Source organism: Streptomyces sp. NPDC005728 (genome assembly GCF_040630895.1).
Classification (GTDB): Bacteria; Actinomycetota; Actinomycetes; order Streptomycetales; family Streptomycetaceae; genus Streptomyces.
On the sequence record NZ_JBEXYL010000001.1, the window covers coordinates 306723 to 321733 of the forward strand.

The window sequence follows — 15011 nt, forward strand, 5'->3', positions numbered from 1 at the left end:
TTCTCCGTGTGCTCAGAACGTGGTCATCGGCCGTACGGCGTGCGCCAGATCGAGCAGCCGGCCGTGTTCCTGCGCGGTGCGTGCCTGTGCGGCCAGTTGCCGGAAGGACTGTTCCAGCAGCGTGCGCAGGGCGTCCTCGGTGCCGGATCCGAGCAGGTCTCCGGTGGGGAACCCGGCCCCCCGGCCGTGCTCCGGGCGGCGGTGCAGGACGTTCTCGCGGACCTCCGCGGCCAGCCGGGCCCGCGTCTCGCCGTCGGCGGCACCGCCGTCCAGGTGCAGTTCGGGCAGCCGCCGCTCGGCGTCCCGCAGGTCGGCCGCCGACGGGGCGTCGCCGTGCAGGATGCCGGCGCGGATCCGGACGGCGGCGATGCGGGCGGCGTCGTAGTGGCGGGAGGTGGACGGGACGTCGTCGAGGACGCGTACGGCCGCGTCCCGGTCGCTCGTGGCCAGGTGGCCGCGGGCCAGGCCGAACGCGGCGGCGGTGTGGGCGAAGTCCCGGGCCCACACGGCCTCGTAGAACCGCATCGCGCGGGCCGTGCGCCCCTCGCCGCCGTGTTCGGCGCAGTAGCCGAGGGCGAGCTTGGGCACGTACTCGCCGGGCAGCGCCCGGTAGACGGCCTCGAAGCAGCTGCCGGCCCGCCGTACCTCGGCCTTGCTCAGGTGGAGCACGCCGCGGTGCCAGGCGATGCGCCAGTCGTGGGCGGCGGCGCGTTCGCCGAGCAGGGTCTCGGCCTCGGCCAGCCAGCTCTCCGCCTCGCCCTGCTCGCCTCTTCTGAGGTAGGCGCGGCACAGCCACAGCGCGGTCTCGGGGGTGCCGAGGCGGGATTCGCGGGGCCACTGCCGGGCGACCCGGTCGGGGGCGTCGGGCGGGAAGGTGTCGAGCAGCAGGGCGGCGCCGTCGTCGGGGTCGGGCACCGGCTCCGGGAGGGCGCCGGCGACCTCGGCGGCGGCGGGCGGGGTGACGTCCAGCTCGGCGGGGTGTTCGCCGGGGCGGGTGGTCCAGTGGTCCAGGGAGGGGATCGTGCCGAGCCCGGCGTCGAGGCTGGCGTCGGTGGCACGGAACCGGGTGGAGCTCTCGGGCAGTTGCTCGCCGAACTGCAGTGAGCGGAACTCGCGGAGTACTTCCCACAGCTGGCGGGACATCTCGGCGGCCGAGCGGAACCGGGCGCGGGGTTCGGCGTGGGTGGCGCGGTCGATGAGGCGGCGGAAGGAGTCGGGGGCGAGGCCGCGGGCCGGTTCGGTGCCGCGGGCCAGGGCCTGCAGGGTCATGCCGACGGTGTAGAGGTCGCTGTCGACGTGCCAGCCGCGGCTGTCGACCTCCTCCTTGGGCGGGGCGAAGGTCGCGGTGTAGACGTAGGCCGAGCCGCGGTCGCCGATCGCGCGGACCGCGCCGAGGTCGATGACCTTGATCGCCCGCCCGAAGTGGATGACGTTGGCGGGCTTCATGTCGCAGTAGAGCAGCCCGCGTTCGTGCATGTACTGCAGAGCGCCGAGGATCTTGCAGCCGTAGGTGAGGACGTGGTCGAGGCGGGGGCGGCCCTGGAAGATCCGCTCGGCGTCGTCGGCGTCGAAGAGCTGCTGCAGGGAGCGGCCGCCGATGTAGTCCATGACCAGGTAGCCGGTGGGCGAGCGGCCGGGAACCTGGTGTTCGACGTGGGTGATGATCCGGACGATGTCCGGGTGGTGCAGGTCGGTGAGCGAGCGGCGCTCCTCGACGGCGTTGTGGCGGGCGAGCGCGTCGTGGACGTCGATCAGCCCCTTGAGGACGACGCGGTGGCCGTCGGCGCTGGTGTCCTCGGCGAGGTGGATCCAGCCGAGGCCGCCGCGGGCCAGGCAGCCGAGGACCCGGTAGTGGCGATCCACCACGTCGCCCTTGTGCAGCTGGGGCAGCAAGGAGTACGGGGTGCCGCAGCGGGGGCAGCGCCCTTCGGCGCGGGCGGCCTGGCCGCCGTAGCCGATGCCGATGGTCATGGTGCAGCCGTCCGCGCCGCAGCGGCGGCCGCCGGTGGGCGGCCGGGGGTCCGCGACGAGTACGCCCTCGGGGTCGGGCACGTCGGGCAGCCGGACCAGTCCGTGCTGGTCGAGTTCGCCGACTCCGGCGACGGCGTGGACGGGCCCCGGGCCCGGCGGTTCCTCGGTGCCGGGGTCGGGCGGCGGGGGCGTCGGCGCGGCCGGCGGCTCCAGGTGGCGGTGTCCGCAGGTGTCGCAGTAGCCGGTGCCCATGATGCGGCCCGCGCAGCCGGGCCGGATGCACGAGGTCATGAGGTGCCCTCCTTTCCGGGTGCCGTGCCGGAGCAGAAGCCGATGAACCGGCGGGCGGCGGTCTCCGCCTCGTCCACGTCGCAGGGGGTCCGGCGGAGCAGCGACAGGGCGTGTTCGTAGCGCCGGTAGGCCTCCATGACGAGGTCGCCGCCCTGGGCCGCGGCCCGTTCCCTGCACAGCGGCCAGGCGGCGGTGACGCGGCCGAGGAGTTCCTCGCGGCGGTGCAGCCGGGCGTCGAGGACGGAGACCGCCTGTTCCAGGCGCTGGCGGCGGCGTTCGGCGGCGTCCTCGAAGGTGAACAGCAGGTCGGCGCGGCGGGGTTCCCGTTCGCGTGCGGGGGTGTGGGCGACCCAGGCGCGCAGCATCCGGGTGCGTCGCACGGCGGCCTCGGCCTCGTCGAGCAGTTGCCGGGTGCCGGGGTCCGCTGCCACGCGGTCGCGGCGCTCGTCGAGCGCGGGTCCCAGCGCGTCGACGATGTCGTCGAGTTCGTGGTGCAGCCGGGTCCAGCGGTCGCGCAGCGGACGCTGGACAAAGGATTCGGCGGCCCGGTCCGTGTGGTCGCCGCGGCGGCGGAAGACCAGGAGCAGCCGGGCCCCCTGCTCGGCGAGCCGGTCCAGCAGGCCGAGCAGGGCGTCGGGTTCGGCGGCCTGGTCGACGCCGACCAGGACGGCGGCGAGCGGGACGCGCAGGGCGCCGAGCCGTTCGGGCCGGGGGTCGCCGCGGATGCCGAGCCGCCCGGCGATCCGGTCCATCACCTGGGTTGCCGTCATGCCCTTGACGTCCAGGGCGAGATCGTGGCCGCCGGCCGGGGGCACGGTCTCGGGCGGGTCGTGGCCGAAGGCGCTGGTGTTCTGCTGGGTGCGCAGTTCCCGGTCGGCGAGGGTGACGGCGCGGGTGAGGGTGAAGGCGCGGCCGCTGCGGGCGGGGACGACGGTGACGAGCACCGGCCAGCCCTCGCCGCGGAACCAGGAGGCGAGTTCGGTGGCGAACGGCACGTCGAGCCGGCCGGTGCCGCCCGTCGCGCCGGTGCGCAGCGCCGGGTCGACGGCTTCGGCGCCCTCGGTCCAGGCGGCGGCCTGCGGCAGATGGCTGAGGATGGTCTCGGTGGGGCTCATGTAGCTGAAGGTGGCGCGGGGTCCTTCGTCGACGCTGAGGACGATCCCGATGACCTCGTCGGTGTCGTGGTCGACCACTCCCCCGCCGCTGAAGCCCGGGGCGGCGAGCTCGTCCGGGGTCTGCGGGCGCAGTTGCACCTGGCTGTCGCGGCCGCGGGCGGCGACCAGGACGGCGCCGTGCCAGAGGCCGCCGTCGTGTCCGTCCGGGAAGCCGTACATGCTCACCGGTCCGTGCGGCGCGGCGAGCCGGTAGAGCCGGGTGGTGTGCTCGGCGGGCAGCGGGTGCGCCAGCCGCAGCAGGGCCAGGTCGCCGCTGCGGTCGCCGAAGGTGTCCTCCTGCTGCGGCACATGCTCGTCCGCACGGACCGTGGCGGCCACGCCGGGTACGCCGGGCACGCCGACGAAGTGGACGACGTAAGGCCGGCCGGGTCGGACGACATGGGCGGCGGTGAGTACCCGGTCGGGGGCCAGGAGCACCCCCGCACCGAGGATCTGCCCGTCCCGCTCTTCGATGCGAGCCACCCAAGGTGGCGTGCGTAACCGCGACTTGACGGCTCGCTCCCCCGTGCGCGTCATGGCCCCGAGGTTACTCCGCGTGCCCTTCCGGTACCACTGGTGTGCACGGGGTTGTCGCGGACGTGCGGGGGCCGTGCGGGCGGGCCTCCCACCCGGTCCAGTGCCGGACGGTGACCGCGATCACCGGCCCGTCCGGCGGCTGTTCCCGGTACTGCGGGTACTTCTCGCACAGCAGCGCGACGGCCCTCTCGTGGGCGTGGCGCGCGGCCGGGTCGGCCGCGTCGGGCGCGAGGACGCGGGCCTCGCCGTCCGCACGGACCCACCAGAGGTGCTCCCAGTTCTCGTCGTAGGCGTCCGCGAGCAGGCACACGGACGGGTGGGCGGCGATGTTGCTCAGCCGCTTGAGGCGGGTGGTGGTCTTGGGTTTCCGGTCGACGGCGGTGACGAGCCGGTCGGTGCCGTCGAGGCTGTGCCCGGCGAAGACCACCGGCACCTGGTGCGGGCGGCCCGCCGCGTCGACCGTGGCCAGCCGGGCCACCCGGGCGGCGGTGAACCGGCGTCGTGCCTCGGTCCCGTCCAGTTCGGGCATCGTCGCTCCCGGGGCGTTCAGCGCGCGTGCAGTGCGTCGAGCACATCGAGCACGTCGGTGTCGGTCAGCTGCCCGAAGTCGTCGTACCACTGGCCGACGGCGCTGAAGGCGGCCGGCCGGTACGGGCACACGAGGGTGTCGGCCTCGCCGGTGAGCAGGTCGAGGGAGTCCGGGGCGCCGACCGGGACGGCCAGGACGAGCCGGGCGGGCTGCCGGCGCCGTACGTGGCGCAGGGCGGCGCGGGCGGTGGCGCCGGTGGCCAGGCCGTCGTCGACGACGATCACCGTCCGGCCCTTCAGCTGCGGGGGCGGGCGGTCACCGCGGTAGCGGTGCTCGCGCCGGGCCAGCTCGCGCCGTTCCCGCTCCACGACGGGAGCGAGCCGCTCCTCGGTCAGGCCCAGACGGTCGAGGGTGCCGGCGTCGAAGAGGGGCGGGTCGCCCGGGGCAAGGGCGCCGACGGCGAACTCCTCGTGGTGCGGGGCGCCGATCTTGCGTACGACGAGCACGTCGAGCGGGGCGTCCAGGGCCCGGGCGACGGGTGCGGCCACGTCGATCCCGCCGCGGGGCAGGGCCAGGACGACGGGGTCGGGAAGCTCGCCCCGGTCACGCAGGTCGCTCAGCAGGCCGGCGAGTTTCCGTCCGGCCTCGGCGCGGTCCCGGTAGCGCATGGGCCCGTCCTTTCGCCGGGGTCCTCCCCCCTGTACCTCCATGGTGCTACGGCGGGCGGGTCTGTCGTCGGGACGGCCGGAACGCCACCGGCATGGATTCGAACGTACGGACTATACACGCAGTGCATAGTCCCGGCATGCCTCTTCCGACTTCGACCGGGACGGCCCCGGACCCGCAGCACGCGCCCATGAAGATGCGCGGAGGGCGCCGACGGTTGCGTCTGTCCGCGCTCGCCTCGGCCGCCGCCTGCCTGGCGCTGACGCTGTCGGGCTGCGCGGAGGTCGACACGACCTCGCCGAGCACGGCACGCGGCGAGGCGGCGCACGGGGGCACCGGCCCGGTTCGGGACCGTCGACTGCCGCCAGGCCAAGTGCATGGCGCTCACGTTCGACGCCGGGCCCAGCGAGAACTCGGCGCGACTGCTGGACATCCTCAAGGAGAAGAAGGTCCCGGCGACCTTCTTCCTGCTGGGCAAGCGGCACATCGACACGTACCCGGAGCTGGTCAAGCGGATGGCGGCCGAGGGCCACGAGGTCGCGAGCCACACCTGGGACCACAAGATCCTCACCCGGATCCCGGACGCGCAGATACGCGAGGAGCTGAAGCGGCCGAACGACGCGATCGAGCGGCTCACCGGGCGCAAGCCCACGCCGATGCGGCCCCCGCAGGGCCGCACGGACGCCGACGTGCACAAGATCTCGAAGGATCTGGGCCTCGCCGAGGTGCTGTGGAGCGTGACCGCGAAGGACTGCACGACCAACGACTCCGCGCTGATCAAGAAGCGGGTCCTCGAGCAGGCGTCCCGGGACGGGATCATCCTGCTGCACGACATCTACAAGGGCACCGTGCCCGCCGTGCCCGGCATCATCGACGCACTGAAGGAGCGCGGGTACGTCTTCGTGACGGTCCCTCAGCTCCTGGCGCCCGGCAAGGCCGAGCCGGGGAAGGTGTACCGGCCCTGACGCGGGCGGGGTCCGGGCCGCGGGCCGCGGACGGGTCGTCCCGTCGCGCGGGCGCTCCCGGTCCGTCCCGGAACCGCCCCTCCGGATCGAAGGCCCGCCACGTCAGGCGCTCGGGGCCGGACCGGCTCCCGGCCGCCGCAACGCCCTGGTGAGCAGCGTGCCGGCCACGATGAGGGCACCGCCCAGCCACCACATGGTGTCGAAGACGAGGACGGCGATCCCGATCGGGACCAGCAGGCCGGCCAGCGGCAGCAGCAGGTCGGCGACCCGGGGCGGCTCCGGGCCCGGCAGACCGCTGTCGTGCCGGGCACGGGCACGGACCACCTCGGGGTACCACTCGGTGAAACGAAGAGCCGCGACGATGGCCAGGATCTGAATGATCCAGCCCGTCCAGAGGTTGTTCGGGTTGTGCAGGACGAGGTCGCCGTAGCCGCCCGCGAGCGCCGCCACCAGGAAGGCGAGCCCCCACGTCCCGGTGATGACGTAGTTGGTGCGCAGGAACGCGGGCGTGTCCCACAGGGCCGGGTCGACCTGTTCGCGGGCGTACTGGAGGGTGAACGGCAACCGGACGGCCATCGAACCGAAGGCGATCAGAGCGAGGGCGATGTTGGAGACCTCCCCGGCGTACGTCTCCAGCCAGCGCAGCGTGCCGTCGCTCGCCAGGACACCGACGACCGCCATGCCGGCGAAGAAGACCACGTCGCAGAGTTCGAGGAGCTTCCAGGAGCTGCCCCGGTGGGCCAGTCTGCCGAGGACGACCACGGCGACAGCGCCGGCCAGGGCGAGCGCGACCGAGATCTCGAACCGGCCCGGTCCGACCAGCAGGGAGAAGACGATCCACGGAGCCATGCCGACGATCGGGCTCTCCAGGAACCCGCTCAGGCCGGAGGCCGCCGCGGCACGGCCCGCGGTGCTCACCCTTCCAGGGTGAGCACCGTGCGCCCCATCGGCCACTCGTGGATCCACCCGTTCGCGGGCGGCCTGCCCGCTGCTGCGCCAAGGAGGTGAGCAGGGGGCGAACTCGCAGGTGGCCGACGGCGATTCCCTACGATCGTGGTGTGCCCTTCTTCTCTTTCGAACGCACCGTGCCGCTCCCCCTCGAGGAGGCGTGGCGCCGGCTCACCGACTGGCCCCGTCACGGTGACGTCGTCCCGCTCACCCGGATCACCGTGGTCCCGCCCGCACCGACCCGCGAGGGCACCCGCCTGGTGGCCCGTTCAGGCCTCGGCCCCCTCGCCTTCGAGGACCCCATGGAGGTCACGGTCTGGTGCCCTCCGGTGGACGGCGAGCCCGGCCTGTGCCGCCTGGAGAAGCATGGCCGGGTCATCCTGGGCTGGGCGGAGATCGAGGTCCGGCCGGGGCCCGGGGGCCGTGCCCGCGTGGTGTGGCGCGAGGAGCTGCGGATCCGTTTCCTCCCCCGCCTCTTCGACGGCGTCGTGGCACAGACGGCCCGCCCGGTGTTCGGGCGGGCGGTGAACCGGCTGCTCAGGCGGGCGTGAAAGAGGTGAGCCGGTCCCCCGGCCGTGCGACGTGGATCCGGCCGAAGCCGTCGTAGATCGCGTCGATGTCGGTTTCGGCCGGGCGTCGTGGCCACAGCCCGGCGGCCTGCGGCTCTTCGACTGACGTGCTCGCGTCACTCATGCCATGATCGTGGAACCGTGTTGCTGCCAGGAGAGGCGGAAGCCGGTACGGGGGGGGGAGGGCGCATGAGCGCCGTCGTGGAAGAAGTCGTTCAACCGTGTCCGCAGTGCGGAGCCGAGATCCGGGGGGACAACCGGTTCACCCCGTGGTGCGCCGGCTGTGACTGGAACGTGGACCCGACGGGCCCGGCGCAGAAGCCGGGACGGCTGGAGCGCGCCCGGCGTGCCTTCGCACGCCGGGCCTGCCTGCTCATCGGCGAGCCCGAGCCCGGGGCCGTCACATCCGACGACGACCGCGCGCGCAGCATCGCGACAGAACTCACCGAGGCACGGCAGAAGGTCGCCCGGCAGATCCTGCGGGACGGAGTGCCCGACTGAGACCGTCGTCGCCGCCCCTGCCGGCACGGGGCTCCCGAGCCCCTCAGGCCACCGACCCGATCCGACCCGCCGGCTGTGCCGCCGGGTCACGGTGGATCGGGATGTGCGCTCCGGTCAGCGAGACGCCGCTGCCGCCCCGCCGGCCCGCGACGATCTCCGCGGCGATGGACAGCGCCGTCTCCTCGGGCGTGCGGGCGCCGAGGTCCAGCCCGATCGGGGAACGCAGCCGGGCCAGTTCGATTTCGGTGACGCCGACTTCGCGCAGGCGCTCGTTGCGGTCGAGGTGGGTGCGCCGGGAGCCCATCGCGCCGACATAGGCGACCGGCAGGCGCAGCGCCAGGTGGAGCAGCGGTACGTCGAACTTGGCGTCGTGGGTGAGGACGCACAGGACGGTACGGCTGTCGACCTCGGTGCGCCCCAGGTATTTGTGGGGCCACTCGACGACGATCTCGTCGGCCTCCGGGAAGCGGGTGCGGGTGGCGAACACCGGGCGGGCGTCGCACACCGTGACGTGGTAGCCCAGGAACTTGCCGACGCGGACCAGGGCCGAGGCGAAGTCGATGGCGCCGAAGACGATCATACGGGGGGCGGGGACCGCCGACTCGACGAGGAGCGTGAGCGGGGCGCCGCAGCGCGCGCCCTGTTCGCCCAGTTCCAGAGTGCCGGTGCGGCCCGCGTCCAGGAAGGCGCCGGCCTCGGCGGCGACCGTACGGTCCAGTTCGGGATGGGCGCCGAAGCCGCCGTCGCAGGAGCCGTCGGGGCGGACGAGGAGGGCTCGGCCCAGCAGTTCGGCCGGTCCCGAGACGACGCGCGCGACCGCCGCCGCCTCCCCAACGGCGGCGGCGGCCAGCGCGGCCGCGAACACCGGCCGGGCGGGACCGTCCGCCCGGACCGGTGCGACCAGGATGTCGATGATCCCGCCGCAGGTCAGACCGACGGCGAAGGCGTCCTCGTCGCTGTACCCGAAGCGCTCAAGGACGGTCTCCCCGTCCTTGAGTGCCTGTTGGCACAGCTCGTACACGGCGCCCTCCACGCACCCGCCGGAGACCGAGCCGATGGCCGTGCCGTCGGCGTCCACCGCGAGGGCGGCGCCGGGCTGGCGCGGGGCACTGCCGCCGACGGCCACCACGGTGGCGACGGCGAAGTCACGGCCCTGCTCGACCCACCGGTTCAGCTCCTCGGCGATGTCCAGCATCTCTCGGTCTCCTAACGGGGTTGCGCGGAAGGGACGTTCGGCTGTCGGCTAGTGGACGCCGAGCCAGCCCTCGATGGGATGGAGTGCGAAGTAGACCAGGAAGATGACCGTCAGACCCCACATGAAGGCGCCGATCTCGCGCGCCTTGCCCTGGGCGGTCTTGATGGCCACGTAGGAGATGACGCCCGCGGCGACACCGGAGGTGATGGTGTACGTGAACGGCATCAGGACGACGGTCAGGAAGACCGGAATGGCGGTCGCACGGTCGGCCCAGTCCACGTGCCGGGCGTTCATCAGCATCATCGCGCCGATGACGACCAGAGCGGCGGAGGCGACCTCCTGCGGGACGATCGCGGTGACCGGGGTGAAGAACAGACAGGCCGCGAAGAACAGGCCGGTGACGACCGAGGAGAGACCCGTGCGGGCACCTTCGCCGACACCGGTGGCCGACTCGATGAAGACCGTCTGGCCGGAGCCGCCCGCGACACCGCCGATCGCACCGCCGGCACCGTCGATGAACAGAGCCTTGGACAGGCCCGGCATACGGCCCTTGTCGTCGGCCAGTTCGGCCTCGGTGCCGACGCCGATGATGGTGGCCATCGCGTCGAAGAACCCGGCGAGCACGAGCGTGAAGACGATCATGCCGACGGTCATCGCGCCGACCTTGTCCCAGCCGCCGAACTCGACGTGCCCGAAGAGCGAGAAGTCGGGCATCGAGACCGCGCCGCCGTGCAGTTCGGGGGCGCCGTTCGCCCACTGCTTGGGGTCGATGACGCCGAGGCCGTTGAGGACCGCGGCGACGACGGTGCCGGAGATGATGCCGATGAGGATGGCGCCGGGGATGTTCCGGGCCTGGAGCATGAAGATCAGTAGGAGGGTGCCGGCGAAGAGCAGCACCGGCCAGCCGGTGAGCTGGCCCGCGGGGCCCAGGCTGAGCGGGGTGGCCTTGCCCTGGTGCACGAAGCCGGACTTGTACAGACCGATGAGGGCGATGAAGAGGCCGATGCCCATCGTGATGCCGTGCTTGAGCGCGAGTGGAATCGCGTTCATGATCATCTCGCGCAGGCCGGTGACGACCAGCAACATGATGACCACGCCGTACATCACGCACATGCCCATGGCCTGCGGCCAGGTCATCTCCGGGGCGACCTGCGAGGACAGCACGCCGGAGACGGAGAGGCCGGCGGCGAGCGCGAGGGGCACCTTGCCGACGAAGCCCATCAGCAGGGTGGTGAAGGCCGCCGCGAACGCCGTCGCGGTGATCAGCGCCTTCTGGCCCAGCGTGTCTCCCGCCGCGTCCTTGCCGGACAGGATGAGGGGGTTGAGCAGGAGGATGTAGGCCATCGCCATGAAGGTGGTGATGCCGCCGCGGACCTCTCGCGAGACCGTGGATCCTCGTCTGGTTATGTGGAAGTACCGGTCGAGCCAGGCACGCCCGGCCGGGACGCGGCTGCCATCGGCTGCGTCGTCGGCTGAGGTCCTGGGCTCCACTGACTGCTGGGTCATGGTGCCATCTCCCAAGGTTCACAGGGGCACCCGTGCAACCGCCTGACGGTCACGGGATTTGGGGAATGGACGACCCGGGGGACGGCCCGAGACGAACAAATTTCCTGGTACTTCAAGGACCGCGAGCGGTGCGGAACTCAAAGGGGGTTCCTCCGGGCGGTGCGGCGGAGTGTGTGACGTTCCCTCACACCGCCCGGAGAGCTTGGGTGTTACGCGGTCCCCGTCAGGTGCTCGGGCCGCACCGGAGTGCGGTTGAGCTCCAGACCGGTCGCCTCCCGGATCGCCGCGAGGACGGCCGGGGTGGACGACAGGGTCGGGGCTTCGCCGATGCCGCGCAGCCCGTACGGGGCGTGGTCGTCGGCGAGTTCGAGCACGTCGACCGGGATGGTCGGCGTGTCGAGAATCGTGGGGATCAGGTAGTCCGTGAAGGACGGGTTCCTGACCTTGGCCGTCTTCGGGTCGACGATGATCTCCTCCATCACCGCCACACCCAGGCCCTGGGTCGTACCGCCCTGGATCTGGCCGATGACGGAGAGCGGGTTGAGGGCCTTGCCGACGTCCTGGGCGCAGGCCAGTTCGATGACCTTGACCAGGCCGAGTTCGGTGTCGACCTCGACGACCGCGCGGTGTGCGGCGAAGGAGTACTGGACGTGTCCGTCGCCCTGTCCGGTGTGCAGGTCGAAGGCCTCGGTCGGCCGGTGCCGCCACTCCGCCTCGATCTCGACGGTCTCGCCCTCCAGGACGTCGACCAGGTCGCCGAGGACCTCGCCACCGTCGGTGACGACCTTGCCGCCCTCCAGGAGGAGTTCGGCGGTGGCCCACGCCGGGTGGTAGGTGCCGAACTTGCGGCGGCCGATCTCCAGGACCTTCTCGCGGACGAGTTCGCAGGTGTGCTTCACGGCGCCGCCGGTGACGTACGTCTGCCGGGAGGCCGAGGTCGAACCGGCGCTGCCCACCTGGGTGTCGGCCGGGTGGATGGTCACCTGGGTGACGCCCAGCTCGGTGCGGGCGATCTGCGCGTGGACGGTGACACCGCCCTGCCCGACCTCCGCCATCGCGGTGTGCACGGTGGCCACGGGCTCGCCGTTGATGACCTCCATGCGCACCTTGGCGGTGGAGTAGTCGTCGAAGCCCTCGGAGAAGCCGACGTTCTTGATGCCGACCGCGTAGCCCACGCCGCGTACGACGCCTTCGCCGTGCGTGGTGTTGGACAGACCGCCGGGCAGCTGCCGTACGTCGGCGCCCTCGCTGGACTCCCACTGGCGCTCGGGCGGCATCGGCATCGCCTTGATGCGGCGCAGCAGTTCGGCGACCGGAGCCGGGGAGTCGACCGGCTGCCCGGTCGGCATGAGGGTCCCCTGCTCCATCGCGTTGAGCTGCCGGAACTCCACCGGGTCCATGCCCAGTTTCATGGCCAGCTTGTCCATCTGCGCCTCGTAGGCGAAGCACGCCTGGACCGCGCCGAAGCCGCGCATGGCGCCGCAGGGCGGGTTGTTGGTGTAGAGGGCGATGGCCTCGATGTCGACGTCGTCGATGACGTACGGGCCGACGGAGAGCGAGGAGGCGTTGCCGACGACCGCCGGGGAGGCGGAGGCGTAGGCGCCGCCGTCCAGGACGATCTTGCACTTCATGTGCGTGAGCTTGCCGTCCTTGGTGGCGCCGTGCTCGTAGTAGAGCTTCGCCGGGTGCCGGTGGACGTGTCCGAAGAAGGACTCGAACCGGTTGTAGACGATCTTGACGGGCTTGCCGGTGCGCAGCGCCAGCAGGCAGGCGTGGATCTGCATCGACAGGTCCTCGCGGCCGCCGAACGCGCCGCCGACGCCGGCCAGCGTCATGCGCACCTTCTCCTCGGGCAGGCCGAGGACGGGCGCGATCTGGCGCAGGTCGGAGTGGAGCCACTGGGTGGCGATGTAGAGGTGGACGCCGCCGTCCTCCTCGGGCACGGCGAGGCCGGACTCGGGGCCGAGGAATGCCTGGTCCTGCATGCCGAAGGTGTACTCGCCCTCGACGATCACGTCGGCCCGCCTGCGGGCCTCCTCCACGTTGCCGCGGATGATCGGCTGGCGGTGGACGATGTTCGGGTGCGGAACGTGGCCGATGTGGTGGTCGTCGCGGCCCTCGTGGACGAGGATCGCGTCCGGCGCGGTGGCGGAGGCCTCGTCGGTGATGACGGGCAGCTCCTTGTACTCCACCTTGATCTTGGCGGCGGCGCGGCGGGCCGTCTCCGGGTGGTCGGCGGCGACGATCGCGACCGGCTCTCCGTGGTGGCGTACCTTGCCGTGGGCGAGGACCGGGGTGTCCTGGATCTCCAGGCCGTAGTTCTTCACCTCGGTGGGCAGGTCGTCGTAGGTCAGGACCGCGTAGACGCCGGGCGTGGCCAGGGCCTCACCGGTGTCGATCGAGACGATCTCGGCGTGGGCGACGGTGGAGCGCAGGATCTGGCCCCACAGCATGTCCTCGTGCCACATGTCGGACGAGTACGCGAACTCGCCGGTGACCTTGAGGGTGCCGTCCGGGCGGAGCGTGGACTCGCCGATGCCGCCCTTGGTCTGGGAGCCCTGCGTGATCTTCGTAGGAGCGCCGTTGGTCGGCATGTCAGACCCCCTCGGACTGACGGGCGGCCGCCAGACGGACCGCGTCCATGATCTTCTCGTAGCCCGTGCAGCGGCACAGGTTGCCCGACAGTGCCTCGCGGATGTCCGCGTCGGACGGGTTCGGGTTGCTCTCCAGCATCTCGTCGGCGGCGACCAGCAGACCGGGGGTGCAGAAGCCGCACTGGACGGCGCCGGCGTCGATGAACGCCTGCTGGATCGGGGAGAGCTCCGTGCCCTCGCCGGTCTGCGAGTCGGTGCCCTTGGCCTGCCACTGCTGGGCGTCCTGCAGCGTCGTACCGCAGGCGCCGGTCGCGCAGCCGCCCTCGGAGCGCTGCTTGGCGTAGTCGGCCAGGCCCTCCACGGTGACGACCTCGCGGCCCTCGACCTGGCCGGCCGCGACCAGGCAGGAACAGACCGGGACGCCGTCCAGGCGCACGGTGCAGGATCCGCACTCGCCCTGCTCACAGGCGTTCTTGGAGCCGGGCAGGCCGAGGCGCTCGCGCAGGACGTACAGCAGGGACTCGCCCTCCCAGACGTCGTCTGCTTCCTGCGGACGTCCGTTGACAGTGAAGTTGACGCGCATTACGCAGCTCCCTCCGAGGCGCGACGGGTGCCGCGGTACGACTCCCAGGTCCAGGTGAGTGTCCGGCGGGCCATGACACCGACCGCGTGGCGGCGGTAGCTCGCGGTGCCCCGGACGTCGTCGATCGGGTTGCAGGCGCCGGAGCACAGGTCCGCGAACTGCTTGGCGACCGACGGGGTGATGATCTTTCCGTTGTCCCAGAAGCCGCCCTCTTCCAGGGCCGCGTTCAGGAAGTCCTCGGCGGTCTTGGCCCGCACGGGCGTCGGGGCGGCGGAGCCGATGCCGGTCCGGACGGTGCGGGTCTCCGGGTGCAGGGCGAGACCGAAGGCGCACACCGCGATGACCATGGCGTTGCGGGTGCCGACCTTGGAGTACTGCTGCGGGCCGTCCGCCTTCTTGACGTGGACGGCGCGGATCAGCTCGTCGGGCTGGAGCGCGTTGCGCTTGACGCCGGTGTAGAACTCGTCGATCGGGATCAGGCGGGTGCCGCGGGCCGCCGACTCCGCCTCGACCTCGGCGCCGGCCGCGAGGAGGGCGGGGTGGGCGTCGCCGGCGGGCGAGGCCGTGCCGAGGTTGCCGCCGACGCCGCCGCGGTTGCGGATCTGCGGGGAGGCGACCGTGTGCGAGGCGAGCGCGAGGCCGGGCAGCTCGGCACGGAGATTCTGCATGATCCGGGCGTACGGGACGGAGGCACCCAGCCGCACGGTGTCCTCGCCGACCTCCCACTCGGTGAGGTCGCCGATGCGGTTGAGGTCGAGCAGGTACTCGGGCCGACGGTGGTCGAAGTTGATCTCGACCATCACATCGGTGCCACCCGCAATCGGCACAGCGCTGGGGTGCTCGGCCTTCGCGGCGAGCGCCTCATCCCAGCTGGCGGGGCGAAGGAAGTCCATGACCGGCTCTCTTTTTCTTCGTCTCGTGGGTCGTACAGATTGAGCCAATCCGTGTGCGGTGGGTCCGGCTCGTTCATGTCCTGTTAACGCGGAGTGGACTCAGTACACC

13 protein-coding genes and 1 pseudogene are annotated in these 15011 nt (G+C 72.2%); 3 read left to right on the forward strand and 11 right to left on the reverse strand.

The window, feature by feature from the left end; genetic code table 11:
* Positions 1 to 12 precede the first annotated feature (12 nt).
* The 4 genes from ABZ471_RS01340 to ABZ471_RS01355 form a co-directional block, all read right to left on the reverse strand.
* Positions 13 to 2262, reverse strand: a complete 2250-nt coding sequence (locus ABZ471_RS01340) for a tetratricopeptide repeat protein (RefSeq protein WP_359061096.1) — start codon at positions 2260 to 2262, stop codon at positions 13 to 15.
* The gene (locus tag ABZ471_RS01345) at positions 2259 to 3899 is read right to left on the reverse strand and encodes a serine protease (protein ID WP_359061098.1); all 1641 of its coding nucleotides are present in this window, start codon (positions 3897 to 3899) and stop codon (positions 2259 to 2261) included. Before ABZ471_RS01345 ends, ABZ471_RS01340 begins: the two co-directional genes overlap by 4 nt.
* Positions 3900 to 3963: 64 nt before the next feature.
* Positions 3964 to 4482 carry a TIGR03668 family PPOX class F420-dependent oxidoreductase gene (locus ABZ471_RS01350; RefSeq protein WP_359061100.1) on the reverse strand — a complete coding sequence of 173 codons (519 nt, stop codon included), beginning with the start codon at positions 4480 to 4482 and terminating at the stop codon, positions 3964 to 3966.
* A gap of 17 nt (positions 4483 to 4499) precedes the next feature.
* Positions 4500 to 5150, reverse strand: a complete 651-nt coding sequence (locus ABZ471_RS01355) for a phosphoribosyltransferase family protein (RefSeq protein WP_359061102.1) — start codon at positions 5148 to 5150, stop codon at positions 4500 to 4502.
* A 194-nt stretch (positions 5151 to 5344) separates the two neighbouring features.
* Here ABZ471_RS01355 and ABZ471_RS01360 point away from each other — a divergent pair.
* Positions 5345 to 6113, forward strand: a pseudogene (locus ABZ471_RS01360) (polysaccharide deacetylase family protein).
* A gap of 102 nt (positions 6114 to 6215) precedes the next feature.
* Here the strand turns inward: ABZ471_RS01360 and ABZ471_RS01365 are convergent.
* Entirely contained in the window at positions 6216 to 7031 is an 816-nt protein-coding gene (locus ABZ471_RS01365) for a hypothetical protein (protein WP_359061104.1), read from the reverse strand.
* 140 nt (positions 7032 to 7171) lie between these two features.
* Here ABZ471_RS01365 and ABZ471_RS01370 point away from each other — a divergent pair, with 140 nt between their 5' ends.
* Positions 7172 to 7612 carry an SRPBCC family protein gene (locus ABZ471_RS01370; protein WP_359061106.1) on the forward strand — a complete coding sequence of 147 codons (441 nt, stop codon included), beginning with the start codon at positions 7172 to 7174 and terminating at the stop codon, positions 7610 to 7612.
* On the opposite strand, the gene ABZ471_RS01375 is transcribed toward ABZ471_RS01370, so the two are convergent.
* Entirely contained in the window at positions 7599 to 7754 is a 156-nt protein-coding gene (locus tag ABZ471_RS01375; protein WP_359061108.1) for a hypothetical protein, read from the reverse strand. The two genes, ABZ471_RS01370 and ABZ471_RS01375, sit on opposite strands and share 14 nt — an antisense overlap.
* Before the next feature lie 65 nt (positions 7755 to 7819).
* On the opposite strand from ABZ471_RS01375, the gene ABZ471_RS01380 reads away from it, so the two are divergent.
* A complete protein-coding gene (locus ABZ471_RS01380) occupies positions 7820 to 8131 on the forward strand; it encodes a hypothetical protein (RefSeq protein ID WP_359061110.1) in 312 nt (103 codons plus the stop codon).
* 43 nt (positions 8132 to 8174) lie between these two features.
* On the opposite strand, the gene ABZ471_RS01385 is transcribed toward ABZ471_RS01380, so the two are convergent.
* The 5 genes from ABZ471_RS01385 to ABZ471_RS01405 form a co-directional block, all read right to left on the reverse strand.
* Positions 8175 to 9326: an XdhC/CoxI family protein gene (locus ABZ471_RS01385; protein ID WP_359061112.1), complete on the reverse strand. Its 1152-nt coding sequence runs from the start codon at positions 9324 to 9326 to the stop codon at positions 8175 to 8177.
* A 48-nt stretch (positions 9327 to 9374) separates the two neighbouring features.
* Positions 9375 to 10832 carry an NCS2 family permease gene (locus ABZ471_RS01390; protein WP_359061114.1) on the reverse strand — a complete coding sequence of 486 codons (1458 nt, stop codon included), beginning with the start codon at positions 10830 to 10832 and terminating at the stop codon, positions 9375 to 9377.
* A gap of 209 nt (positions 10833 to 11041) precedes the next feature.
* Positions 11042 to 13426, reverse strand: coding sequence for a molybdopterin cofactor-binding domain-containing protein (locus tag ABZ471_RS01395; RefSeq protein ID WP_359061116.1), 2385 nt, complete (start codon positions 13424 to 13426; stop codon positions 11042 to 11044).
* A gap of 1 nt (position 13427) precedes the next feature.
* Complete coding sequence (locus ABZ471_RS01400; protein WP_359061118.1) at positions 13428 to 14009, reverse strand: (2Fe-2S)-binding protein; 582 nt, start codon at positions 14007 to 14009, stop codon at positions 13428 to 13430.
* Entirely contained in the window at positions 14009 to 14902 is an 894-nt protein-coding gene (locus tag ABZ471_RS01405; protein WP_359061120.1) for an FAD binding domain-containing protein, read from the reverse strand. The genes ABZ471_RS01400 and ABZ471_RS01405 overlap by 1 nt, the downstream gene beginning before the upstream one ends.
* Between the last annotated feature and the right edge of the window lie 109 nt (positions 14903 to 15011).